The following is a 25,766-nucleotide window of genomic DNA, read 5'->3' as shown; positions in this document are numbered from 1 at the left end:
GATGAGGCCGACGTCGTGAGGTCATCCACCTGCCGCCTGCCCGATGCACGGCGCCGCCGCTTGCTTGGCGGCGGCGTCGGCATGGCGGGACTGGGTCTGGGGTTGGGCGGCTGCGCCAGCCAGAGCCGGTCGCTGCTGCGGGGGCAGGGCGCGCAGGGGCTGCCACGTCGTGTCGAGCTGAGCCAGACACCGTTTTTTCCGCAAGATCAGCGGTTCCTGTGCGGCCCCGAATCGCTGGCCGCGGTGCTGCACGTGGCCGGCTTCCCGGTGACGCCTGCGCAGCTCGTGCCGCAGGTCTATCTGCCGGGCCGCCAGGGTTCGCTGCAGCTCGAAATGCTGGCGGCGGCCCGCCGTCAAGGTGCGCTGCCCGTGGTGTTGCCACCGCAGCTGCGAGCGCTGTGCGAAGAAGTCGCCGCCGGCAACCCGGTGGTGGTGCTGCAGAACCTGGGGCTGGCGTTCGCGCCGACCTGGCACTACGTGGTGGTGGTTGGCTACGACCTCGATGCCGAGACCGTGCTGCTGCGCTCCGGGCGCGAGGCACGCCAGGCCATGCGGCTGCGCACCTTCGAACACACTTGGGCGCGTGCCCACAGCTGGGCCTTTGCCGCGGTGGCGCCCGGCCGGCTGCCGGCCACCGCCAGCGAGGCGGAGGTGACCCGGGCGCTGGTCGCCTTCGAGCGGGTGGCGCGCCCAGCCCAGGCGACAGAAGCGTATGCCGCGGCGTCACAACGTTGGCCCAACAGCCTGACGCTGGCGCTGGGCCGGGGCAACACGCTGTATGCTGCGGGCCGCAAGGCTGAAGCCGCCGAGGTGTTCGGTGCCGCGGCCCGCCGCCTGCGCCATCCGGCCGCCTGGATCAACCTGGGCGAGGTGGAACTCGAGCTGGGGCACACCGAGCAGGCGCGCGAGGCGGCGCAGCAGGCGCTCACCTTGGGCGGCAAATGGGGGCCGCAGGCCAAGGCCTTGCTGGACAAGGTGAACCAGGTGGCGGGCGAGGCGAAATAGCCGCCGTCCACCTCGGCGCACCCAGCAATCACACATCCCTGGAAACGGGTCGGAACAGGAAGTCGAGATGAAGAAGATCGCTTTGGCGGTGGTGGGCGCCGCGATGATCGGGTTGGGCGGGTTTGTCCTGTTCAAAGGGCTGTCGGTGCCGTCGCAGGAAACCGTGTTCCAGCTCGGCCAGTTCAAGGCCGAAGTGCAGACCGAAAAGCCGGTGCCCGGCTGGGCCGGCGCCATCGCCCTGGCGGGCGGCGCGGTGTTGCTGTTGCTGGCCCTGCGCAAGTAAGCAGCAGGCCACCGCGCGCCGGCCGGTCAGAAGCGTTCGTCGGGCCCCAGGTAGCGCCACTGTCCCGGCGGCAGGTCGCCCAGCACCACACGGCCGATGCGCACGCGCTTCAGGCCCACCACTTTCAAGCCCACTGCTTCGCACATGCGGCGGATCTGGCGCTTCTTGCCTTCGCGCAGCACGAAACGCAGCTGGTCCTCGTTCTGCCACCAGACCTTGGCCGGCAACAAGGGTTTGCCGTCGAGCGACAGCCCGTGGTTGAGACGTTCCAGGTCGGCCGCCGGGAACACCTCGGGCAGCGGGCCCGGGTGAGCGCCGGCCGCTTCGTACTGGACGCGCACCAGATATTCTTTCTCGACCTCGGAGTCCTGGCCGATCAATTGTTTGGCGATGCGGCCGTCCTGCGTCAGCACCAACAGTCCGACCGAATCGATGTCGAGCCGGCCGGCAGGTGCCAGGCCCCGTAGATGCTCGGGGCGGAAGCGCCGGCCCGAGGTGTCACCACGCCAATGGTTGCGCTCGGTCACCAGCACCACCGCTGGCTCGTAGCCGTCTTCGGCCTGGCCGCTCACGTAGCCGATCGGCTTGTGCAGCACCACCGTGACCTGCTCCGCCTGACGGCTGGTGGCGGCCGGGTCGACCGTGATGTGCTGGTCGGGCGTGACGCGTGTGCCGAGTTCGGTGACGCGCTGGCCGTCCACCCACACCCAGCCGCGCGAAATCCATTCATCGGCCTCGCGGCGTGAAGCCAGACCGAGTTCGCTCATGCGTTTGGACAGCCGCGGATGGCCTTCGTCGGCCGGCGTGCGAGCCGCTGGCGGGGCTGCGGGCCGAGCCGGGGGGGTCGAAGGGGCCGGAGGACGAGGGCGGGCGGGCGGCGCGGCCTGGCGGTCGCTCCTGGCGGCACGCGACTGCGGCGCTCGCTCGCGTGGGTCGGGCGAGCCGGCCGCGCGTCCGGTGGAAGGGCGGGGCGGCGGGGCGCTGCGCGTGGCGGGCGGGGGAACGGGCGAGGCCGGCCGGGCCGGCGGCGCCGGCTTGGGGGCGTTCGCCTCGGCCTTCACCGGCGCAGAGGACGCCGAAGGGCGCTTGCGAGGGGCCGAACCGGCGCCTCGCACCGGCGGGCGGTCACGCCGCTGCGGCGCCTGGTCTTTGGCGGCAGCGGGGAGGGAGATCTTGGGGCGCTGGGTCATCCGGGAGCACGGGCGCGAAGGGCAAACCCGGATTGGACCACGAGTGCCGCTCGGCGCGGCGGCGGGGCCGCTGTCGCCCTCAGCCCGGCAGGCCGAACAGCTCGCGCACGGCTTCGCGGTACTGCGCCTGTCCGTCGGCATGCGTGCTGTGGTGGGTGCCGCCCTCGACCAGTACGAAACGCTTCTTGGGCGCACGCACGCGCTCGTACAGGGCGCGCCCCAGCTCGGGCTTGATCAGGTTGTCGTCGCTGCCGTGCACCACCAGCACCGGGGCCTGGACCTCGCCGATGCGCGCGGCCGAGTCGAAACGTTGGGTGATCAGCCAGCCGAGCGGCAGCCAGCCCCAGCGCAGGGTCGCGAACACGTCGGGCACCGACGTGAAGGTGCCTTCCACCATCAGCCCGTCGAGCTGCTGATCGACTTCGGCGGCCAGGCCGACCGCGATGGCGCCGCCCAGCGAATGACCGAAGATGTAGCGCCGGCTGCCGGGCTGGCGCGTGGCGATCCAATCCCACGCGGCGCGGGCGTCCTCGTGGGCTTTCTGCTGCGAGGGCAGGCTCGCGGTGCTGCGGCCGAAGCCGCGGTAGTCGACCGCCAGCACACTGAAGCCCATCGCCTGCATGCGGCGCATACGCGCCGCCGTGGCGTTGCCGGCCACGCCCCAGCGGGCACCGTGCAGATACAGCAGCACCGGGGCGTCGCGACGACTGTGTTCCAGCCACAACGCGTGCAGGCGCACCTGCTCGCCGGTGGCTTGCGAGTGGAAGCCGATCCACACGTCCTGCATGCCCTCGATGCCGTCCACCCCCGCCCGCACGGCCGAGTTCATCGGCTGGAAGATCCAGCGCCGTTGCTGCGTGTCGAGTGCGCTGCATCCGGCCATCAGCACGATGAACGACAGGAGGACCGGGGCGAGACGCCACCGCAGGGCGACAGTGAAATTCATGCGCCAGTGATCGGCACTGGCGGCGCAAAGTTCAGGGGGTGGGCACCGTCATCTCGCGCTCGTGCGCACCTTGTCACGCAAGTCGCGCGTGAGCGGCGACAACCGCGTAACGGATGTTGCCGGTCTCCCTGCGCCGCAGCGCCGGGGCCGGGCCACGCCTCAGCGGCCGCGCATGAACAAGGCGTCGAGTTCCCGCAGCGACAGCTGCCGCCAGGTGGGCCGGCCGTGGTTGCACTGGTCGGAGCGTTCGGTGCGCTCCATGTCGCGCAGCAGCGCGTTCATCTCATCCAGAGTGAGGCGACGGTGGGCCCGCACCGCCCCATGGCAGGCCATGGTCGCGAGCAGCTCGTGCTGGGCGCGCTGGATCACGTTGCTGGCGTCGTACTGCGACAGCTCGGCCAACACGCTGCGCGCCAGCTCCACCACATCGGCGCTCGCCAGGGCGGCCGGTCGCGACCGGATGGCCAGCGTGCCAGGCGACAGCGGTGTGATCTCGAGGCCCAGGGTCGACAGGGCTTCCCGCTGTGCTTCTGCGGTGGCCACTTCCTGGGCGGTCGCTGCGAAGGTGGCCGGGATCAGCAGCGGTTGGGCCTCGAGGCGTTGAGCCGCGAGGTTGGACTTGAGCTGTTCATAGACGATGCGCTCGTGGGCCGCGTGCATGTCGACGATGACCAGGCCTTGTGCGTTTTCGGCCAGGATGTAGATGCCGCCGATCTGCGCCACCGCACGTCCCAGCGGCCAGGCTTCGGCTTCGCCGGCCCGCGCGGGCAGCGGCTCGGGCGCGGTTGTGTCCGTCATCCCTTGCGAGGGCGGCAGCGCTGTGGCCGGGGTGTCGGCGGGCAGGGCCGGGGACCACCTCGGCGCCGGCTCTTGTGCATACAGCAGCGCCGCATCGCGCAGCGCAAGATGGCCTTGCACCTGCGGGCGGGTCCAGCCGCTCGAAGGCCATGCGGCCGCCGGCGTGCCGGCTCCGGCATCGGCACCGGTCGTCGGACGCAGCAACGAGGGCCCGGTCGCCTCGGGTTGACCGGCGCGTGGCAAGGCGAGGGCGTCGTCGACCGCATGCCGCACCGCCTGGTGCACCTCGCGCGAATCGCGAAAACGCACTTCGATCTTGGTCGGGTGTACGTTCACATCGACACGCTCGGGCGAGATCTCGACGAACAGCACATAGGTGGGCTGGCGCGAACCGTGCAACACGTCTTCATAGGCCGATCGCACGCCGTGGGCCAGCAGCTTGTCGCGCACGTAGCGGCCATTGACATAGCAGTACTGCTGGTCGGCACGGGCGCGCGCGGCATCGGGCACGCCGGCACGGCCGCGCACGGACAAGGGGCCGATGTGGGCCTCGACCGCGCGGCTGGCGGCCAGGAAGTCCTCGCCCAGCACGTCCTTGATGCGCTGCTCGGCGGTGCCCTTGCGCCATTGTTCGACCAGCTTGCCTTCGTGCCACACGGCAAAGGCCACATCAGGCCGCGCCAGCGCGTGGCGTCGCACCGCTTCGATGCAATGGGCCAACTCGGTGGCGTCGGTCTTCAGGAACTTGCGGCGGGCCGGCGTGCTGAAGAACAACTCGCGCACTTCGACGCTGGTGCCCACTGCACGGGCCGCCGGCGCCAGCTCGCCCGAGCGCGCATCGAGCCGGAAGGCATGCGGGCCGTCGGCGGTGCGGCTCAGCAGCGAGACATCGGCAATCGATGCGATGGCGGCCAAGGCCTCGCCGCGAAAGCCCATCGTCGAGACCGCCTCGAGATCGGGCAGCGACGCGATCTTGCTCGTTGCGTGCCGGCGCAACGCCAACGGCAACTCGTCGGCCGGGATGCCGGCGCCGTTGTCTTCGACGACGATGGAGCGCACGCCGCCGGCCAGCAGTTTCAGCGTCACTTCAGTGGCGCCGGCGTCGAGCGCGTTGTCGACCAGCTCGCGCACCACCGAGGCCGGACGTTCGACCACCTCGCCGGCCGCGATCTGGCTGATCAGTTCGTCGGGCAGCTCGCGGATCGGACGGCGGGGCACAGCGGTCGGGACGGCACTCATGGGCGAGATTCTAGGTCGATCCCTCTCGACGGCCGGCCCGCTGTCGCGGCACCGCGAAGGTGCATCGTGCGATGGGGTCGCCGTGCCCCTCGGCGGCCGGGCGGCGCGCGCGATGCAACACGGACTTACTTCTGTCGCCTGCGCCACGAGATAATCGTGCGATGGAACTTGTGACCTTTCTCATCGACTTCATCCTCCACGTCGACCAGCATCTGGCGGAGTTCGTGCAGAACTACGGCCCCTGGGTCTATGCCCTGCTGTTCGCGATCGTCTTCGTCGAGACGGGCTTGGTCGTGATGCCGTTTCTGCCGGGCGATTCGCTGCTGTTCGTGGTCGGCGCGCTGTGCGGTGCCGGAGCGATGAGCTTGCCGCTGGCGATGGGCTTGCTGCTGGTCGCCGCCATCGCAGGCGATCAGCTCAACTACAGCATCGGCCGCTACTTCGGGCCCAAGGTGTTCCGCTGGGAGCAATCACGCTTCTTCAACAAGCAGGCCTTCAACGCCGCGCATGCCTTCTACGAGCGTTACGGCGGCGTCACCATCATCCTGGCGCGCTTCATGCCCTTCATCCGCACCTTCGCGCCCTTCGTGGCCGGTGTCGCCGAAATGAGCCGGGCCAAGTTCACGTTCTTCAACGTGACCGGGGCGGTGCTGTGGGTGGGGGGTTTGACGCTGGCGGGTTATCTGTTCGGCAACATCCCGCTGGTGCAGCAACATCTGTCGAAGATCATCTGGGCGCTGATCCTGGTGCCTGGGCTGATCGCGCTGTTCGGCGCCTGGAAGGCTCGCCGCAGCGCGGCGGCCGTCTGACACGCGCCCGCCAGGACGCGGCCGCCGGTGCCGCGCGCGGCACCGGCGGGCAGATCGACCGGCCTCAGAGTTGCCGGTTGCGGGCGAGCGGCGGGTTCTTCGAGAAGTAGCGCTTGATGCCCGACATCAGCGCGGCGACCAAGTCATCCTGGTATGCCGCGCTGCGCAGCTTGGCTTCTTCCTCCGGGTTCGAGATGAAGGCGGTCTCGACCAGGATGGACGGGATGTCCGGCGCCTTCAACACCGCGAAGCTGGCCTGTTCGACCTTGCGCTTGTGCAGCCGGCCGACACGGCCGATCTGGCCCAGCACTTCGCTGCCGGCCCGCAGGCTGTCGTTGATCTGCGCGGTGGTCGACATGTCGAGCAGCGCGCGCATCACGTGGGCGTCGCCGTGTTTGACGTTCACACCGCCGACCAGGTCGGCCGCGTTTTCCTTCTTGGCCAGCCAACGCGCGGCAGTGCTGGTGGCGCCGCGTTCGGACAGCGCGAACACCGACGCACCGCGCGCCTGTGGCGTGATGAAGGCGTCGGCGTGGATGGAGATGAACAGGTCGGCCTGCACCCGGCGCGCCTTTTCGACGCGCTGCTGCAGCGGCACGAAGAAGTCGGTGTCGCGCGTCAGCATCGCGCGCATGTTGGGGATCGCGTTGATGCGGTCGCGCAGCTTGTGGGCGATCTGCAGCACCACGTCCTTTTCCTTCAGGCCGCTCGGGCCGATCGCGCCCGGGTCTTCGCCGCCATGGCCGGGGTCGAGCGCGACGATGATCAGGCGGTCGATCTTCTTTTTGGTGCCCGGGTCCACCTCGGCCTTGCGGGTCACCGGTGCGTCGGGGGAGGGCGTGGGGGCGCCGCCGTTGGCCGGCGCGGAGGCCGAGGGGTCGGGGGGCGGTGCCTTGGCGACCTTGCCGAGAAACTCACCCAGCGCATCGTCGATGGCGGTCTTGGCTTCCTTCTCGGCCTGCTCTTTTTCGCGGATCAGCGCCAGCAGCGGGTCGGGTGCGACGGTCGGGTAGAGGTCGAACACCAGCCGGTGCTGGTAGGCCGCCACCGGCGGCAAGGTGGTCACCTGCGGCTGGGCGCCTTGCTTCAGGTCGATGACCAGCCGCACCACGCGGGGCTGGTTCTGGCCCACGCGCACGCCGGCGATGTAGGGGTCGTCCGCACGTACCTTGCCGACGATCTCGCGCAGCGCCGGGCTGAGTTCGAGGTTTTCGATGTCGATCACCATCCGGTCCGGATCGGCGATCAGGAAGTGCTTGGCGACCAGCTCGGTGTCGCTCTCCAGCGTCACGCGGGTGTAGTCGGGCGCAGGCCACACGCGCACCGCGACGATGTTGGCGCCGAAGGCGAGTTGGGGCGCGGTGAGCAGCAAGGCGACGCTGCCGGTGCGCTGCAGCAGCGCGCGGCGGGTCCACAGAGGGGTCATCTTCATGCGATCAGCGCGGCCCCGGTCGGGGTGTAGGCGTCGAGGGTCACGTGGCGTTGGTCGTGTTCGGCGGGCGCAAGTTCCATCTTCAGGTCGGCCAGCGGTAACAGCCCGCCCGCCTGGCCGGCCCATTCGACCAGCTTGAGGCCGGGGCCGGTGAGGATGTCGCGCAGGCCGGCGTCCTCCCACTCACGCGGGTCATGGAAGCGGTAGAAATCGAAATGCCAGGCCTGCAGCCCGGGCAGCTCGTAGGGCTCCATCACCGCATAGGTGGGGCTCTTGATGCGGCCGGTCGCGCCCAGTGCGCGCAACAGGTGGCGCACGAAGGTGGTCTTGCCCGCGCCCAGCGGGCCGTGCAGTTCGATCAGCGCGTGGCGCAGTTCGGGCCGGGCGGCCAGGCCCTGTGCGAAACCGGCACATGTGGCCTCGTCGGGCCAGGTGCACTGGCGTGTTCCTAAAATCGGTGGATGCATCAATCCGAGCTTGTCGTCGATCACGCCGCGTTGCTGGCGGACATCCGCCAGTGGGCGCGCGAGCTCGGATTTTCACAGATCGGCGTCTCGGGCGTCGACCTGAGCAGCGCGGAGCCGGGCTTGATGGCCTGGCTGGGGGAAGGATTTCACGGTTCGATGGCCTACATGGCCGCCCACGGGCTCAAGCGCGCGCGGCCCGCGGAGCTGGTGCCCGGCACCGTCAGCGTCGTCACCGCGCGGATGGACTATCTGCCGCGCAGCACCGAGCCCGGCTGGCAGGCGGTGGAGTTCGAGCGCCTTGCGCAACCCGAGGCGGCGACGGTGTCGCTCTATGCCCGCGGCCGCGACTATCACAAGGTGATGCGGCAGCGGCTGCAGAAGCTGGCCGACCGCATGGCCGACCGGCTGGGCCCGTTCGGCCACCGCGTGTTCACCGATTCGGCGCCCGTGCTCGAAGCCGAACTCGCAGGGCGCAGTGGCCAGGGCTGGCGCGGCAAGCACACGCTGGTGCTGAACCGGGACGCCGGCTCGATGTTCTTTCTGGGCGAGATCTATCTGGACCTGCCGTTGCCGGCCAGCGAGCCCACCAGCGGGCACTGCGGCTCGTGCCAGGCGTGTCTCGACGTCTGCCCGACGCGCGCCATCGTCGCGCCGCACCGGCTCGACGCGCGCCGCTGCATCTCGTATCTGACCATCGAGCACGACGGGCCCATCCCGGTCGAGCTGCGGGCGCTGATGGGCAACCGCATTTATGGCTGTGACGACTGCCAGCTGATCTGCCCCTGGAACAAATACGCGCAGCGGGCCGAGCTGCCCGATTTCGACGTCCGCCCTGTGTTGGCCGAGCCCACGCTGCTGGCCTTGTGGGCCTGGACCGAGGCGGAGTTTCTGCGCCACACCGAGGGCAGCGCGATCCGGCGCATCGGTCACGAACGATGGCGTCGCAACCTGGCCGTGGCGATGGGCAATGCGCTGCGCGCCGCGCCTTCGGCCGACCTCGAGCGGGCCTTGCGCGAGGCCCTGCCGCATGCGACCCCGCTGGTCGCGGAGCACATCGTCTGGGCGTTGGGTGATCAGGCCAGCGCCGTCGCCACCGCGAGCCAGACCGGGATCGAGGCCATGCCCAGCAGCGTCGACAACGTCACCAGGCCGGCCACGTAAGGCCCGTGGCCGCCCATGCGCATCGCAAGCACATAGGCGCTCGACGCGGTGGGCATCGCGGCGAAGGCCACCACGATGGGATGCTGCTCGGCCGGCACCTGCAGCCACCGCACCAGCCCCAGCGCCGCCAGCGGCAGCAGCAGGTGGCGGATGCCCAGCAGCGCGGCGGCCAGGCGCGGGCCATCCCACAAGCCGCCCAGCTTCAGCCCGGCGCCCACGGCCATCAGCCCGAGCGGCAACGCGGCCTGGCCGATACGTTCGAGGGCCGGCTGCAGCGGCGGCATGAAGCGCACACCGATCAGGTTGGCGACCAGGCCGGCGACGGTGGCGAGGATCAACGGGTTGCGCGCGATCTCGCGCCAGAAGTGGTGCCCGCCGTGGCGTGCCAGGGGGTAGACGGCGCCGAAGTTGCACAACGGCACGCACAGCGCGACCAGCATCGCGGTCCAGGCGACGCCGGCGGGGCCGGCCAGCTTGTCGGCCAGCGCCAGCGCGACATACGAGTTGAAGCGGAACGCCACTTGGGCGCCTGACGCATGCAGGCGCGGGTCGACGCCGGGCACGTGGCGCAGGGCATAGCTGGCGGCGATGCCGATGGCCACGATGCCGAGGCCGGCGGCGGCCAGCGGTGCGGTGGTGCTGAAGTCGAGGGGGCTGCGCACGATCGCGTTGAACAGCAGCACCGGGAACAGCAGGTAGTACACGAGTCGTTCGACCCCGTCCCACACGCTGCGGTCGAGCGCGGTGTAGCGGCACAGGACCCACCCGCAGACGATCAGCAGGAAATCGGGCAGCAGGAGGAGGACGTTGTGCATGTGGGGGAGGGCGAACAGTCCGAGGGCCGCCGCAGCGGTCCTGTTGAGTTTGCCAGCCGGGGAGGCTGCTTGGGGCAGACCCGCGTTCGTAGTTCCCACAATCCCCGTCGTGGTCGGGGCGTCCCAGCATAGGCCGCAGCATGAGCACGGTGTGGCAGCGGGCGCAGGGTGTCGACAGACAAACAAACAGCGCTAGGATGCAAGCCCATCGCGTGGGCTCTTCTTGCCGTTGATCCCGTTGTTCCTGATTTCCCCACCCTGGAGATTCTTGCAATGCAGCGTAGACATCTGATGGCTGTTGTCGTGACGATCCCGCTGGCACTGGTCACCGTGGCCGGCACCGCCTGGGCGCAGTCGTCCTCCTATCCGAGCAAGCCGGTACGCTTGGTGGTGCCGTTCGCGCCGGGTGGCACCACCGACATCATTGCCCGCACGCTGGCCGACAAGATCCAGCCCGCACTGGGCCAGACCATGGTGGTCGAGAACAAGGCGGGCGGCGGCGGCATCATCGGTGCCAACGAAGTCGCCAAGGCGACGCCCGATGGCTATACGTTGGGCGTCGCGACGGTGTCGACCACCGCGTCGAACCCGGCGATCAATCCCAAGACGCCTTACAACCCTCTGACGGATTTCACTTCGGTCACCAACATCGCCGCGACGCCCAACGTGATCGCGGTGCACCCGTCGTTTCCGGCCAAGGACTACGCGGGTTTCGTGGCCGAGTTGAAGAAGAACCCGGGCAAGTACAGCTATTCGAGCTCGGGTACCGGCGGCATCGGGCACATGCAGATGGAGCTCTACAAGTCGCTGTCGGGCACCTTCCTGACGCACATCCCGTATCGGGGCGCCGGGCCGGCACTGAACGACACGGTGGCCGGGCAGGTGCCGATCATTTTCGACAACCTGCCGTCAGCGCTGCCTTTCATCAAGGACGGGCGCTTGATCGCGATCGTCGTGGCGGCGCCGCAGCGTCTGACGGTGCTGCCCAATGTGCCGACCTTCAAGGAGGTGGGGCTGGAGCCGGTCAACCGGATGGCGTATTACGGCATCCATGCGCCCAAGGGGCTGCCGAAGGAGATTGCCGACAAGGTGTATGCGGCAGTGCGCAAGACGGTGGAGTTGCCGGAGGTGCGCAAGCGGATCGAGGACACGGGGTCGTTGGTGGTGGCGAATACGCCGGAGCAGTTTGCGGCGCAGACGAGGGCGGAGTTTGAGGTTTACAAGAAGGTGGTGGAGCAGCAGAGGTTGAAGTTGGATTGAGTGGGCGGGCTGTCGGTTCTCGGTTTTCGGTTTTCGATGCTGGTTTTGCGGGGTGCTGTTGATTCGCCCCTGCGGGGCGAGCGCCCTGGGGGCGGTGCCGGGATGTGCGCCCGGCAGCGCACCTACTTTCTTTGCTTCGCCAAAGAAAGTAGGCAAAGAAAGGCGACCCGAGTGTGGCGCCCCTCGCTGCGCGAGGGGTGCTCTGCGGTGCTCGGGGCTGGGAGGCGGCTGCGGAACTCGCCCTTTTTGAAGAGCGCCTACGCGCTCTTCAAACGGAGCTCAAACAGTCCTCGCCGACCCCGCGCTGCGCGCGGGGCAACCTCCCAGCCCCTCCGCTCCTCGACGCCACACACGGGAGGGGGAGAGCCTCGGCTCGCTGCGCATCGCCTCGGAGGGCTCTTCTCCTTCGGAGAATTCGCGAGAGGCACGTGCGCGACCTCTGCTCCGCGGGTGGCGGACAAGGGGGCAGCCCCCGTGAGTCATGAACATGGGAAACAGTGATGTTCAAGGACATGGGTTACACCAGAGAGGGGCGACGGGTTCGCAAGGACCATGGGCGCAGCAGGCCAGGGCGCATGTCACCCATGTCCTTGAACACGGTGCCTTAAACCTTTCCGTCACTCTCCCGTAGGGAGAGCAGGCCTTCGAGGCGATGCGCAGCGAGCCGAGCCTCTCCCTCTCCCGTGTGCGGCGGCGAGGAGCGCAGTGACGGGAAGGTTGCCCCGCGCGGAACGCGCGGGGTCGGCGAGGACTGTCTGAGCTCCGTTTGAAGAGCGCGAAGGCGCTCTTCAAAAAGGGCGAGTTCCGCAGCCGCCTTCCCGTCGCGAGCACCGCAGCGGACCCCTTCGCGCAGCGAAGGGGCGCCGCACCCGGGTCGCCTTTCTTTGCCTACTTTCTTTGGCGAAGCAAAGAAAGTAGGTGCGCTGCCGGGCGCACATCCCGGCACCGCCCGCAAGGGCGCTCGCCCCGCAGGGGCGATACCCGCCACGACAGAAGCAACGGCAAAACGTAAGAAGCCCAAACCCAAACCCAAACCCAAACCCAAACCCAAACCCAAACCCACCCCTCAACCTCATCCGCCCCCCCAACCCCCAGGCCCCGATGAGCCCCCCCCAAACCCAAAGCCTCACCTCCATCACCCGCTTCATCGACGCCCTCTGGATCGAGGAAGGCCTGTCGAAAAACACCCTCTCCGCCTACCGCCGCGACCTCACCCTCTACGCCACCTGGCTCGCCCAACACCAAAACAAGCCGCTAGACGCCACCACCGAAGTCGACCTGCTCGGCTACGCCGTCCAACGCGCCGACACCAAGGCCACCTCCGCCAACCGGCGCCTGGCCGTGTTCCGCCGCTACTTCCGCTGGGCCCTGCGCGAGCACCTGATCAGCGCCGACCCCACCCTCAAGCTCGTCACCGCCAAGCAGCCGATGCGGGTGCCCAAGACCATGAGCGAACGCCAGGTGGAAGACTTGCTGGGCGCACCCGACGTCGAGACCGAACTCGGCCTGCGCGACCGCACGATGCTGGAACTGATGTACGCGAGCGGCCTGCGTGTCAGCGAACTGGTCACGCTCAAGACCGTCCATGTCGGGCTCGACGAAGGCGCGCTGCGGGTGACCGGCAAAGGCAGCAAGGAACGTTTGGTGCCGTTCGGAGAGGAAGCGCATGGCTGGCTGCGCCGCTACCTGGCACAGGCCCGGCCCGCCATCCTTGGCGCGCGCAGCACCCAGGCGCTGTTCGTCACCGTGCGGGGCGACGCGATGACGCGGCAGATGTTCTGGAACCTCATCAAGAAATACGCCCGCCAAGCCGGCATCACGGCGCCGATCTCGCCCCACACCCTGCGCCACGCCTTCGCCACCCATTTGCTCAACCACGGCGCCGACCTGCGGGCCGTGCAGATGCTGCTGGGACATGCCGACATCTCCACCACGCAGATCTACACCCACGTGGCACGCGAACGCCTGAAGGCGCTGCACGCCAAGCACCATCCGCGAGGCTGAACGCGGGCAGGCGAGGGCGGCGCGCCTGGCTCCACACCGCCGGGGCCGGAATGGCGACCGTCCCAGCCGGGCAACGGCGCCTGCCAAAATCTGCCCCATGGATCACACCCTGGTTTCCGCCTTCATCCTGCTGCTGCTGGTGCTCGACCCGTTCGGCAGCCTGCCCATCTTCATCTCGGTGATGCGCACGGTCCCGCCGCACCGGCGTCGCTGGGTCGCCTTGCGTGAAGTGCTGCTGGCTTTTGGCGTGCTGCTGGTCTTCATGTTCACGGGCCAGGCCTTCTTGCGGTTGATGCATTTGTCCGAGCGGTCACTCGAGGTGGCCGGCGGCGTGATCCTGCTGATGATCTCGATCCGCATGATCTTCGCGAGCGGCGAATCCATCTATGCATCGGACGACGACCGCGAGCCCTTCATCTTTCCGCTCGCCGTACCGCTGATGGCCGGGCCGTCGGCGATGGCCACCGTGCTGTTGCTCGCGTCGCGCCAGCCCGATCGGCTGACCGAATGGGTCACCGCCTTGACGGCCGTGATGGTGGTGTCGGGCGCCGTGCTGCTGTCGGCCGACCGCATCCGCCGTTTGCTGGGCGACTCCGTGGTGAGTGCCGTCGAGAAGCTGATGGGGCTGGTGCTGACCGCGATTTCGGTCGAGATGATCCTGGCCGGGCTGAAGCGCTATTTCTTCGAGTGAGTGAGTGAGCAGCCCTCGGGCTGCCGATCAATCACGCTGCTCGAGAAAATCGAGCTCGGCCTGGGTGAAACCGGCCGCGCGGCGTGCTTCCAGGTTGAAGGGCGGCTTCAATCGCGGCGCCTGGTAGCGCTCGGTGACCAGCCGATAGTGCGCCACCGGGTCGAGGCCGTCGCGCTCGCACAGCCAGCGGTACCAGTGGTTGCCGATCGCGACGTGGCCCACTTCGTCGCGCAGGATCACATCGAGAATCTCCACCGCCCGCCCGTCGCCGGCCTTGCGCAGCTTGGCCTGGATCAAGGGTGTGGCGTCGAGCCCGCGCGCCTCGAGGGTGCGCGGCACGAGGGCCATGCGGGCGACGAGGTCGTGGCGGGTCTTGTCGGTCATCGCCCACAGGCCGTCGTGGCCGGCGAAATCGCCGTAGTCGTGGCCCAGGGTCTGCAGATGCTCGCGCAGCAGCGTGAAATGCAGCGCTTCTTCGCTCGCAACGCGCAGCCAGTCGCGGTAGTAGGCCTCGGGCAACCCGCCGAAGCGCCACACGGCGTCGAGCGCCAGGTTGATCGCGTTGAACTCGATGTGCGCAATCGCGTGCAGCAGGGCGGCGCGCCCCTCGACCGTGAACGGCGTGCGCCGAGGTACGGTGTCGGGCGGCACCAGGGCCGGGCGAGCGGGCCGGCCCGGCAAGCCAGGCGGCTCGTCGAGGGTTTCGTCGGGGTCAGGCGGCTCGCCGGTGGCCAGCATCTGCTCGAACAGCCCGCGCGCGGCGGCAGCCTTGTCCGTGGGATCGGTCAGGGTAAGAACGGCGAGGGCACGGCGACGAAGCTTCATCTCTAAAATTATGGGCTCGCTGGCCTTCATCCGGTCAGACATTCCTCCAGCCATTCAACCAACGAATACCAAGCACCCGGAGACCGACACGATGGCCCTTTACCAGCTCGACGACCACACGCCCGACGTCCATGAGAGCGCCTGGGTGGCCGACAGTGCCGAGGTGATCGGCGATGTCGTGTTGGCCGAAGACGCCAGCGTCTGGTTCGGCACGGTGGTGCGCGGCGACACAGCCCAGATCCGCATCGGCCGCGGCTCCAACGTGCAGGACAACTCCGTGCTGCACGCGGATCACGGCCAGCCCCTGACCATCGGCGAGAACGTCACCGTCGGCCACCAGGTGGTGCTGCACGGCTGCACCATCGGCGACGGCGCGTTGATCGGCATCCAGGCGGTGGTGCTCAACGGCGCCAAGATCGGCCGCAACTGCCTGGTCGGCGCCGGCGCGCTGGTCACCGAAGGCAAGGAATTCCCCGACGGTTCGATGATCCTCGGCTCGCCGGCCAAAGCCGTGAAACAGCTGACGCCCGAGCAGATCGCCGCGTTCCAGCTCGGCGCGCGGCACTATGTCGAGAACGCGCGCCGCTTCAAGGCTGGCCTCAAGAAGATCGGTTGATGATCGCTCGCGCCGCCGCCGCTCCCACCACCCGCTACCACCAGGACGTCTCGTTTTGAACATCACTTCCACGCCCAGCGAACTGCACAAATTCCTGTTCGAGGGGATGCCCGTACGCGGCATGCTGGTGCGGCTGACCGACGCCTGGCAAGACATGTTGGTGCGCCGCCAGGAGAGCGGGCCCTTTCCCGAGCCGGTGCGCCGGTTGTTGGGCGAAATGGCGGCCGCCGGCGTGCTGATGCAGTCCAACATCAAGTTCAACGGCGCGCTGGTGCTGCAGATCTCGGGCGACGGGCCGCTGAAGCTGGCCGTCGCGGAGGTGCAGCCCGACCTGGCGCTGCGGGCCACCGCCAAGGTGGTCGGATCGGTCCCGGACGATGCGACGCTGGAGGCGATGGTCAACGTGCACGGCCGCGGACGCTGCGCGATCACGCTCGATCCGAAGGACAAATTCCCCGGGCAGCAGCCCTACCAAGGGGTGGTGCCGCTGCACGGTGACCATCGCGAGCCGTTGCAGCGCATCAGCGAGGTGCTGGAACACTACATGTTGCAGTCCGAGCAGCTGGACACACGGCTGGTGCTGGCGGCGAACGACGAGATCGCGGCCGGTCTGTTGATCCAGCGTCTGCCGATCGAAGGCGAGGGCAACCTGGCGGGCCAGCAGCAACGCGCCCGCGAGGACGACATCGGCCTCAGCGAAGACTTCAACCGCATCGCCCACCTGGCCAGCACACTGACCGCCGAGGAACTGCTCACGCTGGACGCCAACACCTTGTTGCACCGGCTGTTCTGGGAAGAGAAGGTGCGGCGTTTCGAGCCGATGGCGGGCGAGGAGGGGCCGCGGTTCGCCTGCACCTGCTCGCGCGAGCGGGTCGGGTCGATGCTGAAGAGCCTGGGCCGCGAAGAGGTCGACGAGATCGTGGCCGAGCAGGGCCAGGTGGAGATCGCCTGCGAATTCTGCGGCGCCAAATACTATTTCGACCCGGTCGACGTCGGCAGCCTGTTCACGCCGGACCGCGACCACCCGCCCGGGCCCAGCAGCGTGCAGTAGCGGCGGGGGCACCCCTGCTGCGCTGCCGGGCGCGGGATTGCGGTAGGGGGATTGCGGTAGGCGGAATTGCGGTAGGAATACGCACAGAAGCCGCGACTTGCCCGCTCGAACTGAACTATTCTGCCGAACCGGGAACAGATCCAACCATGCCGGCTCGCTCGCTGCCACGAACGGGCCGCCGCGCAGCGGCCTCTACAAGGCCGGCTGCGGCCACCTCCGCCGTCACGCGGCGTCACCGTGTCGAATTTACACGCGTTGACGTGGCGTGGGTTGTCACCCTATAAAACGCGCCAACCCGCGCGTCTTCAGCCGGAACTTCGCCTGTGAGCCCTTTTTCCCGCCGCCGCTTTCTTTCTTCCACCGTGGCCGTCGCCGCTCCGATGGTCGTCATGCCGCGCCTGGCGCTCGCCGCCGCGGCGCAGCAGCAGCCCCGTGTGCTCATGTTCGACCATTTGCACACCGGCGAGCGGCTGGAAGTCGAGTATTTCAGTGGCGGCACCTATCTGCAGGACGCCCTGGGCGAGGTCAACCAGCTGCTGCGCGATTTCCGCACCGGTGAGGTGAGCACGATCGACCCGAAGCTGCTCGACCTGCTGCACGGCCTGCGCCAACGCACGGGAAGCCGGCAGCCGTTCCAGATCATCTCGGGCTACCGGTCGCCACAGACCAACGCGGCGCTGCGCGGCAAGAGCGCACACAGTGGCGTCGCCACCCGTAGCCTGCACATGACGGGCCAGGCGGTCGACATCCGCGTCGCCGACGTGGCCCTCGCGGATCTGCGCAAGGCGGCGCTGTCGATGGCCGCCGGCGGGGTCGGTTACTACCCGGACTCGCGTTTCGTGCACGTCGACACCGGGCGCGTGCGCACCTGGTAAGCCGGCGCCGCACGGACAAGCCGTATCAGGTGCGCCGCTCGGCGAGTGCCTGGTCGAGCTTTTTGTCGTGTCCGTAGATGTCGTCCGCAAAATGCAGGGCACCGTCTTCGGGCGCCACCATCGCGGTGATGTAGAACAGCAGCACCTGGACCGGCTGTTTCAGGTCGACCTTGACCTGTTCGCCGCCCCCCATCGCCGCCTCGATCCGCTCCTTCGTCCATTCCGGCTGGTCGCGTAGCACCCATTGCGCCAGCGCCAGCGGGTTCTCGAGCCGCACACAGCCGTGGCTCAGGTCGCGGCGGCTTCGGTCGAACAGTTGCTGGGCCGGCGTGCCGTGCAGGTAGACGCTGTCGTCGTTCGGGAAGATGAACTTCGCCGGGCCGAGCGAATTCTTCTGACCCGGCCGCTGCCGCACGCGTAGCTGGCCCTGCGCCAGTTGCTCGAGGTTCTCGGGGGTGGCCTCGACCGGGGCCGCGTCGTCCCCGCCGCCGCGCACCAGCTCCATCTCATGCTTGACGAGGTACTGCGGGTCGCGGGCCAGCGCCGGCAGGATCTCCTTGCGCACGATTGAGGTGGGCACGTTCCAGTAGGGGCTGAAGACGACGTAGCGCATCTCTTCGACCATCGCCGGTGTCTCGGTGTCGAGTGCGCCGCCGACGATCACGTCCATGTCGAGCGCCGTGCGCCCGTCCAGCGCCTGCGGCCCGCCCGCCCACAGCCGGTACATCGGGATGTTGATGCCGACGAAGGGCCGGTTTTCGAGGTGCGGGAACCAGCGCAGCCGCTCCAGGGCGAGTTCGATCTGGCGCACCCGCCGGTCCAGCGGGACGTTCAGCGCGGCCACCGTCCCCTTGCCCAGCACGCCCTCGGCCGGCAACCCGTGGCGGGCCTGGAACTTCTTGACGCCGTCGACCAGCGCGCCGTCGTAGCGCCCGCCGTCCGCCAGCGGCGGCGTGTCGACCGGCAGGTCGCCGAGCAACACCAGCCGCTCGCGCAAGGCCGGGGCGCCGCTGTAGGCCTCGCCCGGCTTCAGCTCCCGGGGCACGGCCGGCAAGGGCGCGGGCGCCGGCTGTGAGGCGAGCGTGCGGTAGCGCGCCAGCATGGCACGCAGGCTGCGGTACTGTTCGAGCGGGGGCCTGAGTTGCGCCACCGCGTCCTCGAGACGCTGCTTTTCGAGTGCGGGGCGCAGTGCGGCGGCAAAGTCAGTTTCGGCGGCCTTGGCCGGCATCTGGAAGCCGACCGTCTTGGGGTCGATACGGCCGGCGTGCAGGTGGCGCAGATAGCGCAGCGTCGCGCGGCTGAGGGCCAGGTCCAGCGAGGCCACGTCGGCGTCGACCGGTTGCCGCGCTTCTTTCATCGAGCGCACCTGCGTGGCCAGCGCCTCGGCGCCGTACTCGGCAGGGTCCAGGCCCTCGGCTGCGGCGGCGCCGAGCAGCGCCAGGGCCTGATCGGCGGCCGGCGTCAGCTTGCGCGAGGTGTCGAACCAGAGGGGGGTGTGATGGCCGGGCTGGTAGAGCTGCTGCAGGTCCGCGAGTTCGGTTTTCGGCAGCGCCGGCTCCCCGGCAGCGCCGTCGGCCAGGCGCCGCTCGATCTCTCGGGCAGCGCCGCTGGGCTGCTCTGGCTGCGTCGCCGCGGTACCGTCGGCAGGACCGACATCGGACTTTTGCGGGCGGTCACCGCAGCCGGTCAGCAGCATCAGCACGACGGCGGCGCCGGCAGTTGCGAGGCCGGGCCACCGCGGACGACGCGCGGCCTGTGTGGGCGCGCCCGGAGTGGAACGGCAGCCGAGCGACTGCGATGTGGTAATCGAGGGGTGAAGGCTCATCTCTCACCGCCCCGGAGGCCCAGCGTGCCGGGCCTGCAGGACTACGACGGTTTGAACATGGCCTTATTCCGCCAGAGGGTCCCAGGGATGTCGGTCAGTCAACGCCTGACAGGGGTGTCGGCGCACGGTGCACGCTGGTCCGGCCAGGTCCAGATGCTGCGTCGACTACAACATGCCTTTAACGGCTGCCACCAGCTTGCGCAAGGACCGACTCCGAGTGGCAGCGTCATCGATGTCGAGGAGCGCGGTCAACGCGGGCTGATCCACGACCTCGTGATACCGGCTTCCCTTCATCCGGTCGTTCAACCAACCTTTTGCGTTGCGAGGTGAGTCGGGATCCGCAGGAGACTCAATGCACGTATCCAATCCGCGCTTTCCGGCCAGTGACTTTGCCCCGGCAAGAAACCACGCCTCATATTCCCGAACGGCGATGACCACCGAAACCGTCCTGTGCGGCAACACACGGGCCGATTGCCTCGAAATATCTGCTGCGAGTTCCACTGGGCATTCGTCATCGGCGTCGAGTAGAACTAGGATGGCCCCGCTGTCGCCCGCCTTTGCAGCCGCGAGCAGTAACTTTCGTTTAAGCTCGTCCGGGCGGCGGATGAACTGATCGCGATGTACGCGAATAGGCTGAGGGACAGTGAGATCGAAAATTCCTTGACCTTCGGCAATTCGCCGGAGCAGAAGGGGAACCGCTCGCACTTCTCCGTCGCCTTCAACGATACTGACGATTGTCGTCATGTGCTCCCTTCTCCCCCGTTGCCAAATAGCTTGAGCTGCGGCGAGTCAGGATCGATGACAAGAGAGGGATCAGGGACGAGTTGGTTCAACTTTAGGAGTTCGCCCGGCGTGTAAAGCTGATCACGGATCACTGATCGTGAGGCAGAGTCGATCGAGGCGATCTGCGTCACGCCGCCCTCGCCCGAGACCGCCAGTAAGCTATCGATGGCAATATTCGGGTCATCAAGCAATTCGGGGCTGTGGCTGGTTATGAGGACTTGGCTGCGCTCTGAGGCCCGGGCAAGTGCGTCCCGCACGACCGCGGCGGCGGCAGGATGCAATGCAACTTCGGGTTCTTCTATGCCGACCAGGCTAGGGCGACTGTCTTCGCCACCCTGAAAGAGTGCAACCAATATCCCCAGGGCCCTTAGTGTCCCGTCGGACATGCTATTCGCTGCAAAACGCCAAGGATGTTTGGACCCCGCGGTGTCCTGACGAAATTCGACAGTTTCCATGTGCCCAACTCCGATTCGCTCCACCCCGTGAACGGATGGGACCACGAGATTCAGGTATTCCTCGATTAGATCCTTGCGTTGAGGCGCGTAGCGCTCTAGGTAGGATATCGCACTTGCAATGTTCTCCCCGACAGGCTTTAAAGCGGTACCGTCTTGAGGCTTCTGCAGATCTCTGATCACCCTCGGATTTAAGTTGTAGAACCCCATCGCCGTGAGTGCGTCGAATACCGGGCGGAATGCGGGAAGTCCGGCGGCATTGACGAGCGCAAGACGGTCAGGCGTGCTGACAGGAAAGACGTCTTCGCTGGTGCTCTCTGGCTTTCCCTGAACCACCAAGTAGCTCGGCCCCAAGCCCGGAGCGCCGATGACACATTCTTCCCTCTGAACTTCGAAACCGCCTGCCGCTCGCGCACCGACGTTGAAGGCGTAGTGGCCCGGCCGTCCGTCGGGCAAGCGAAAATCGAGTCGGACCCCGAAATGGGTCGGATGCCCGCCTGACCTGCGCCTCACCTCTGAAAGTCCGCCGCGTAGATGTAATGCGTTCTCGAGCGAGCCCTCTAACGCGTCTTTCACAAAGTGAAGGACATCGAGAAAGTTGCTTTTGCCCGATCCATTCGGGCCGACCAAATAGGTCAGCGGGCCGAGTCGAACGTCACAAGCAGCGATGCTTTTGAAATTCTTCGCTCGGACGCGGCGAATGAACACAGTTGAATCCATTAATACTCCTGAATCCGAGCACTTTAGCAGCGACAGCTACGTCCAGACTCGACCAAGGCGCGTTTCTAGCGGAGAGAACCCTGGCAGGCAGCATCGAGCAATGGCTCGCATCTCTTGGCTCGCTGAGGTCTCGGTGCTGCGCGTACTTATAGATAGCGTTCTTGTTGGGACGCGGTGCACAGGGTACAGCACAAGAGGCTCAACCGGCTACGGCAGTCCCATTGAGATTCAGGACGGGTCGCGGCCCAACAAGCGGCTGAACAGGCGCTCGTAGTGCGGGTCCAGGCACTCGGTGCAGTACAGCTTGCGCGACGTGTGCGTGGTTGCCTCACCGCTCTCACCGCTCTCACCGCTGCCCTTTGCGCCGGCGGGCAAGCCCAGCAGCGGACACACCGCCGCCCACGCTGCCTCGACCCGGGCGGGCCCCAGACCGTACACCAGGCTGTAGGGCGAGCCGCCCCGCTGCAAGGCTGCGCGCACCCGCTCGTCGACCCCTTCGCGCACGTGCGCGCCGTCGCGCTGCAAGCCGTCGGCGACCCAGGGCAGGTCGAGCCCGGTCAGCAGGGTCAGCGCCGCCTCGGCGTGCGCCCGCTCGGCGTCGGCGTAGAGCGAGGTGTCGCCGAACACATAGTCGCTGTAGACCGCGATCATCAACGCCGTGGTGTCGGCCACCACCACCGCGTGTCGCCCGGCTGCGTAGCGGATCAGGCGGCTCTGCTCGTCGGCGATGCCACGCTGTTCGTCCTGTCGCGGTGTGCGCCCCTGGGCTTCGCAGAAGAGGCGCAGGTACTCCGGCACTGCGACGGCGTCGAGGCCCGCCGATTGCAAACGCCGCGCAAGGGCCGCGGCGAGTTCGGTCTTGCCGGTGCTTTCCGCGCCGACCAGGGCGATCACACGGCCAGGGCTGTTGCTGCTGCTGCTCATCGGAAACCCTCCGGGGTGCTAGCTCATGCAGCCACCGCCGGCGCCTGCCGCAGTCGCTGCCAGGCCCGCCAGCCCAGCACCGACATCACAACGAAGAGCGCGTACAGCAGCACCGTGAGCCATAGCCCCTTGTAGGCGAACAGCCCGACGCTGACGGTGTTGACCACCACCCAGGTGGGCCAGTTCTCGATCAGCTTGCGGCCCAGCAAAAACTGGCCGGCGACGCTGGCCACGGTGGGGAAGGCGTCCCAATAGGGCACGTCGCTGTCGGTCGTGCGCGCCAGCCAGGTGCCGAGCAAGGGCCAGGCGAGCAGCACGCCGGCCGCGGTGGCCCAGCGGCCGGCGCGGGGCAGGGCGTGCACGGTGAGCCGCTGGCCGTCCGGTCGCTTGCCATACAGCCATTGCCACCAGCCCCAACCCGCCACGACCGCGAAGAACAGCTGCAGACACGCGTCGCCGTACAGCTTGCTCTGCCAGAACAACAGGAAATAAAGCAAGGAGCTGACGATGGCCAGCGGCCAACCCCAGGGCACGACGCGGATGTTGCACACCACCATCGCCACGGCGAGCACGAAGGCCACCAGCTCCAGCCAGGTGACCGGCACCCCCCAGGCGGTGAAGGCCGGGGCCATCCAGGGGGCGAAAACGGCGAGCAAGGTGTCCATCGGATGGGGCGGGGGAAGGAGCGGGACAGGCGGTCGTCAATGAAAAACGGAGCCTCGCGGCTCCGTGTCGTCGAAGGCCGACGGCTCAGGGCGCCGGCGTCAGCTGCACATAGATCTCGTCGGGCTTCACCATGCCCAACTCGAAACGGGCCTTTTCCTCGACCATTTCGAGACCTTCTTTCAGGTCTCGCACTTCGGCCGCGAGCTGAGCGTTGCGCTCTCGCGCCGTCATGTTGCGGTCCTGGTGCTCGGCCAGTTTGCGCTGCAGCTCCATCACGCGGTGCACGCCGTTCTTGCCGAACCACAGCTGGGCGTGAACGCCCAGCAGCAACGCGGCCAGCACCAGGGTGACGAGCGGCAGACGCATGATGGCAGGCAGGGGGGCGATCTATCAGCGCAGGTTGTAGAACGCCGAGCGGCCGGGGTAGTAGGCGATGTCGCCCAGGTCTTCCTCGATGCGCAGCAGCTGGTTGTACTTGGCGATGCGGTCGGAACGGCTCATCGAGCCGGTCTTGATCTGGCCGGCGTTGGTGCCCACGGCGATGTCGGCGATGGTCGAGTCTTCGGTCTCGCCCGAGCGGTGCGAGATCACCGCGGTGTAGCCGGCGCGCTTGGCCATCTCGATCGCGGCAAAGGTTTCGGTCAGCGTGCCGATCTGGTTGATCTTGATCAGGATCGAATTGCCGATGCGCTTTTCGATGCCTTCACGCAGGATCTTGGTGTTGGTGACGAACAGGTCGTCGCCGACCAGCTGCACCTTCTTGCCCAGCGTTTCGGTCAGGTGCTTCCAGCCGGCCCAATCGCCTTCGTGCATGCCGTCTTCGATGCTGATGATCGGGTACTTGTCGGCCCAGGTCGCCAGCACGTTGGTCCATTCTTCGGCCGACAGTGTCAGGCCTTCACCTTCGAGGTGGTACTTGCCGTCCTTGTAGAACTCGCTGGCGGCGCAGTCCAGGCCCAGCGCGATCTGTTCGCCCGGGGTGTAGCCGGCCTGCTCGATGGCCTGCAGGATCAGCTGGATGGCCGCCTCGTGGCTGGCGACGCTGGGGGCGAAGCCGCCTTCGTCGCCGACCGCCGTGCTCATGTTCTTGTCGTGGATGATCTTCTTCAGCGCGTGGAAGACCTCGGCGCCGTAGCGGATCGCTTCACGGAAGCTGGGGGCGCCGATCGGCAGGATCATGAATTCCTGCAGGTCGAGGTTGTTGTTGGCGTGGGCACCACCGTTGATGACGTTCATCATCGGCACCGGCATCTGCATCGAGCCCGAACCGCCGAAATAGCGGTACAGCGGCAGGCCCGACTCCTCGGCGGCGGCACGCGCCACCGCCATCGAGACCGCCAGCGTGGCGTTGGCGCCAAGGCGCGACTTGTTGTCGCTGCCGTCGAGGTCGATCAGGGTGCGGTCGAGGAACGCCTGCTCGGATGCATCGAGGCCCAGCACCGCTTCGGAAATTTCCGTGTTGATGTGCTCGACCGCCTTCAGCACGCCCTTGCCGAGGTAGCGGCTTTTGTCACCGTCGCGCAGTTCGATGGCTTCACGCGAGCCGGTCGACGCGCCCGACGGCACGGCTGCACGGCCCATCACGCCGGACTCGAGCAGCACGTCGCACTCGACGGTGGGGTTGCCGCGGCTGTCCAGAATTTCACGGCCGACGATGTCTACGATGGCACTCATGACGTTTCCTCTTGCTTGTAATCGATGATGGATGTTGGTGCGGCGCCCATTGGACCAGATTCGGCCGCCAGTCTGGTTACAAACCTTCCACAAGCACCATGCGCATGACCGCGGCGCCTTCGCGCGCTTCGCGGGCGCGGCCGTACTCGGGCGAGTGGTAGAAGGCGCGCGCCTTCTCCATGGACGGGAACTTGAGCACCACCAGGCGGCCGGGCTGCCAGGGGCCTTCGAGCACTTCGACGCTACCGCCGCGCACCAGCACTTCAGCGCCGTGGGCCTGCATGGCCTCGGTCGACCACTTGCGGTATTCAGCGTACTGCTCGGGATTGTGGACGGTCACGTCCGCGAGGATGTAGGCACTCATCGGCGGGGGGGTCAACCGAAGTTCTGTTCGAGGAAGGTGCCGCTGCGCTTGATCACACGGTCGACCTCGACCAGCGTGGCCAGCAGCTCGCGCATACGCTTGAGCGGCACCGCGTTGGGGCCGTCGCTCAGGGCTTGTGCCGGGTCGGGGTGGGTCTCCATGAACAGACCCGCCACACCGACCGCCACCGCCGCACGCGACAGCACCGGCACGAACTCGCGCTGCCCGCCCGAACTGGTGCCCTGGCCACCCGGCAGCTGCACCGAGTGCGTGGCGTCGAACACCACCGGGGCACCGGTGTCGCGCATGATGGCCAGCGAGCGCATGTCGCTGACGAGGTTGTTGTAGCCGAAGCTGGCGCCGCGTTCACAGGCCATGAAGTTGTCGTCGTTCAGGCCCTTTTCGCGCGCAGCGGCGCGGGCCTTGTCGATGACGTTTTTCATGTCGCCCGGCGCCAGAAACTGGCCTTTCTTGATGTTGACCGGCTTGCCGCTTTGCGCCACCGCGCGGATGAAGTCGGTCTGGCGGCACAAAAAGGCAGGCGTTTGCAGCACGTCGACGACGGCGGCCACCTCGGCCACCTCGGCTTCGCTGTGCACGTCGGTCAGCACCGGCACGCCCAGCTCGCGCTTGACCTTGGCCAGGATCTCCAGGCCCTTCTGCATGCCGGGGCCGCGGAAGGAGCTGCCCGACGAGCGGTTGGCCTTGTCGTAGCTCGACTTGAAGATGAAGGGGATGCCGAGCTCGGCCGTCATCTCCTTGAGCGCGCCGGCGGTGTCCATCTGCAGTTGCTCGGACTCCACCACGCACGGGCCGGAGATCAGGAAGAAAGGCTGGTCGAGGCCGACCTTGAAGCCGCAAAGTTGCATGGGGGCGTTCCTCAGCGTGGGG

26 protein-coding genes are annotated in these 25,766 nt (G+C 67.7%); 10 read left to right on the top strand and 16 right to left on the bottom strand.

Going from position 1 to position 25,766, the window contains the following annotated elements:
• Window positions 1-15 precede the first annotated feature (15 nt).
• On the top strand, window positions 16-1,005 hold the full coding sequence (locus AAW51_RS16490; RefSeq protein ID WP_238947613.1) for a PA2778 family cysteine peptidase: 990 nt from the start codon (window positions 16-18) through the stop codon (window positions 1,003-1,005).
• 67 nt (window positions 1,006-1,072) lie between these two features.
• Window positions 1,073-1,288 carry a hypothetical protein gene (locus tag AAW51_RS16485; RefSeq protein ID WP_047195473.1) on the top strand — a complete coding sequence of 72 codons (216 nt, stop codon included), beginning with the start codon at window positions 1,073-1,075 and terminating at the stop codon, window positions 1,286-1,288.
• Window positions 1,289-1,314: 26 nt separating this feature from the next.
• Here AAW51_RS16485 and AAW51_RS31360 read toward each other — a convergent pair whose 3' ends face one another.
• From AAW51_RS31360 to mutL, 3 genes are all read right to left on the bottom strand, one after another.
• Window positions 1,315-2,055, bottom strand: coding sequence for a pseudouridine synthase (locus tag AAW51_RS31360; RefSeq protein ID WP_047195472.1), 741 nt, complete (start codon window positions 2,053-2,055; stop codon window positions 1,315-1,317).
• Between the two features lie 502 nt (window positions 2,056-2,557).
• Window positions 2,558-3,424 (bottom strand): alpha/beta hydrolase, encoded by an 867-nt coding sequence (locus AAW51_RS16475; RefSeq protein WP_047195471.1) that lies wholly within the window; start codon window positions 3,422-3,424, stop codon window positions 2,558-2,560.
• A 159-nt stretch (window positions 3,425-3,583) separates the two neighbouring features.
• On the bottom strand, window positions 3,584-5,461 hold the full coding sequence (gene mutL, locus AAW51_RS16470) for a DNA mismatch repair endonuclease MutL (RefSeq protein ID WP_047195470.1): 1,878 nt from the start codon (window positions 5,459-5,461) through the stop codon (window positions 3,584-3,586).
• Window positions 5,462-5,622: 161 nt separating this feature from the next.
• Here mutL and AAW51_RS16465 point away from each other — a divergent pair, with 161 nt between their 5' ends.
• Complete coding sequence (locus AAW51_RS16465) at window positions 5,623-6,270, top strand: DedA family protein (RefSeq protein WP_047195469.1); 648 nt, start codon at window positions 5,623-5,625, stop codon at window positions 6,268-6,270.
• A 64-nt stretch (window positions 6,271-6,334) separates the two neighbouring features.
• Here AAW51_RS16465 and AAW51_RS16460 read toward each other — a convergent pair whose 3' ends face one another.
• Together AAW51_RS16460 and tsaE are read right to left on the bottom strand one after the other, a co-directional pair.
• Window positions 6,335-7,696 (bottom strand): N-acetylmuramoyl-L-alanine amidase, encoded by a 1,362-nt coding sequence (locus AAW51_RS16460; protein WP_047195468.1) that lies wholly within the window; start codon window positions 7,694-7,696, stop codon window positions 6,335-6,337.
• A gap of 2 nt (window positions 7,697-7,698) precedes the next feature.
• On the bottom strand, window positions 7,699-8,169 hold the full coding sequence (gene tsaE, locus AAW51_RS16455; protein ID WP_047195467.1) for a tRNA (adenosine(37)-N6)-threonylcarbamoyltransferase complex ATPase subunit type 1 TsaE: 471 nt from the start codon (window positions 8,167-8,169) through the stop codon (window positions 7,699-7,701).
• Between tsaE and queG the strand changes: the two genes are divergently transcribed.
• Window positions 8,164-9,330: a tRNA epoxyqueuosine(34) reductase QueG gene (queG, locus tag AAW51_RS16450; RefSeq protein ID WP_047195466.1), complete on the top strand. Its 1,167-nt coding sequence runs from the start codon at window positions 8,164-8,166 to the stop codon at window positions 9,328-9,330. The two genes, tsaE and queG, sit on opposite strands and share 6 nt — an antisense overlap.
• Here the strand turns inward: queG and AAW51_RS16445 are convergent.
• Window positions 9,243-10,145, bottom strand: a complete 903-nt coding sequence (locus AAW51_RS16445) for an AEC family transporter (protein ID WP_047195465.1) — start codon at window positions 10,143-10,145, stop codon at window positions 9,243-9,245. The genes queG and AAW51_RS16445 overlap by 88 nt on opposite strands.
• 273 nt (window positions 10,146-10,418) lie before the next feature.
• Here AAW51_RS16445 and AAW51_RS16440 point away from each other — a divergent pair, with 273 nt between their 5' ends.
• From AAW51_RS16440 to AAW51_RS16430, 3 genes are all read left to right on the top strand, one after another.
• Window positions 10,419-11,405, top strand: coding sequence for a tripartite tricarboxylate transporter substrate binding protein BugE (locus AAW51_RS16440; protein ID WP_047195464.1), 987 nt, complete (start codon window positions 10,419-10,421; stop codon window positions 11,403-11,405).
• Between the two features lie 1,101 nt (window positions 11,406-12,506).
• A complete protein-coding gene (gene xerD, locus AAW51_RS16435) occupies window positions 12,507-13,409 on the top strand; it encodes a site-specific tyrosine recombinase XerD (RefSeq protein ID WP_047195463.1) in 903 nt (300 codons plus the stop codon).
• 97 nt (window positions 13,410-13,506) lie between these two features.
• Window positions 13,507-14,100 carry a MarC family protein gene (locus tag AAW51_RS16430; protein ID WP_047195462.1) on the top strand — a complete coding sequence of 198 codons (594 nt, stop codon included), beginning with the start codon at window positions 13,507-13,509 and terminating at the stop codon, window positions 14,098-14,100.
• A 27-nt stretch (window positions 14,101-14,127) separates the two neighbouring features.
• On the opposite strand, the gene AAW51_RS16425 is transcribed toward AAW51_RS16430, so the two are convergent.
• Window positions 14,128-14,925 (bottom strand): ferritin-like domain-containing protein, encoded by a 798-nt coding sequence (locus AAW51_RS16425; RefSeq protein ID WP_047195461.1) that lies wholly within the window; start codon window positions 14,923-14,925, stop codon window positions 14,128-14,130.
• 91 nt (window positions 14,926-15,016) lie between these two features.
• Between AAW51_RS16425 and AAW51_RS16420 the strand changes: the two genes are divergently transcribed.
• The 3 genes from AAW51_RS16420 to mepK all read left to right on the top strand — a co-directional run bounded on the left by AAW51_RS16420 (window position 15,017) and on the right by mepK (window position 17,467).
• Window positions 15,017-15,541: a gamma carbonic anhydrase family protein gene (locus AAW51_RS16420; protein ID WP_047195460.1), complete on the top strand. Its 525-nt coding sequence runs from the start codon at window positions 15,017-15,019 to the stop codon at window positions 15,539-15,541.
• A gap of 106 nt (window positions 15,542-15,647) precedes the next feature.
• Window positions 15,648-16,592, top strand: coding sequence for an Hsp33 family molecular chaperone HslO (gene hslO / locus AAW51_RS16415; RefSeq protein WP_047197923.1), 945 nt, complete (start codon window positions 15,648-15,650; stop codon window positions 16,590-16,592).
• A gap of 380 nt (window positions 16,593-16,972) precedes the next feature.
• Window positions 16,973-17,467, top strand: a complete 495-nt coding sequence (gene mepK / locus AAW51_RS16410; protein ID WP_083438350.1) for a peptidoglycan L,D-endopeptidase MepK — start codon at window positions 16,973-16,975, stop codon at window positions 17,465-17,467.
• A gap of 25 nt (window positions 17,468-17,492) precedes the next feature.
• On the opposite strand, the gene AAW51_RS16405 is transcribed toward mepK, so the two are convergent.
• The 9 genes from AAW51_RS16405 to kdsA form a co-directional block, all read right to left on the bottom strand.
• Window positions 17,493-19,163, bottom strand: coding sequence for a L,D-transpeptidase family protein (locus AAW51_RS16405; protein ID WP_083438709.1), 1,671 nt, complete (start codon window positions 19,161-19,163; stop codon window positions 17,493-17,495).
• A 294-nt stretch (window positions 19,164-19,457) separates the two neighbouring features.
• On the bottom strand, window positions 19,458-20,036 hold the full coding sequence (locus AAW51_RS29305; RefSeq protein ID WP_083438349.1) for a DUF4276 family protein: 579 nt from the start codon (window positions 20,034-20,036) through the stop codon (window positions 19,458-19,460).
• Window positions 20,033-21,247, bottom strand: a complete 1,215-nt coding sequence (locus AAW51_RS16400) for an AAA family ATPase (RefSeq protein WP_047195458.1) — start codon at window positions 21,245-21,247, stop codon at window positions 20,033-20,035. Before AAW51_RS16400 ends, AAW51_RS29305 begins: the two co-directional genes overlap by 4 nt.
• A 228-nt stretch (window positions 21,248-21,475) precedes the next feature.
• Window positions 21,476-22,171: an AAA family ATPase gene (locus AAW51_RS16395; RefSeq protein ID WP_047195457.1), complete on the bottom strand. Its 696-nt coding sequence runs from the start codon at window positions 22,169-22,171 to the stop codon at window positions 21,476-21,478.
• Between the two features lie 23 nt (window positions 22,172-22,194).
• A complete protein-coding gene (pnuC, locus tag AAW51_RS16390) occupies window positions 22,195-22,836 on the bottom strand; it encodes a nicotinamide riboside transporter PnuC (protein ID WP_083438348.1) in 642 nt (213 codons plus the stop codon).
• An 85-nt stretch (window positions 22,837-22,921) separates the two neighbouring features.
• Window positions 22,922-23,203 (bottom strand): cell division protein FtsB, encoded by a 282-nt coding sequence (gene ftsB / locus AAW51_RS16385; RefSeq protein ID WP_047195456.1) that lies wholly within the window; start codon window positions 23,201-23,203, stop codon window positions 22,922-22,924.
• A 24-nt stretch (window positions 23,204-23,227) separates the two neighbouring features.
• A complete protein-coding gene (eno, locus tag AAW51_RS16380; protein ID WP_047195455.1) occupies window positions 23,228-24,511 on the bottom strand; it encodes a phosphopyruvate hydratase in 1,284 nt (427 codons plus the stop codon).
• 76 nt (window positions 24,512-24,587) lie between these two features.
• On the bottom strand, window positions 24,588-24,875 hold the full coding sequence (locus tag AAW51_RS16375; protein WP_047195454.1) for a DUF1330 domain-containing protein: 288 nt from the start codon (window positions 24,873-24,875) through the stop codon (window positions 24,588-24,590).
• 11 nt (window positions 24,876-24,886) lie between these two features.
• Window positions 24,887-25,744 carry a 3-deoxy-8-phosphooctulonate synthase gene (gene kdsA, locus AAW51_RS16370; protein WP_047195453.1) on the bottom strand — a complete coding sequence of 286 codons (858 nt, stop codon included), beginning with the start codon at window positions 25,742-25,744 and terminating at the stop codon, window positions 24,887-24,889.
• Between the last annotated feature and the right edge of the window lie 22 nt (window positions 25,745-25,766).

Source organism: Caldimonas brevitalea (assembly GCF_001017435.1).
In the GTDB taxonomy this organism is placed as follows: domain Bacteria; phylum Pseudomonadota; class Gammaproteobacteria; order Burkholderiales; family Burkholderiaceae_C; genus Caldimonas; species Caldimonas brevitalea.
Note: the sequence above shows the minus strand (reverse complement) of the source record. Positions and strands in the feature narration are given on the sequence as shown.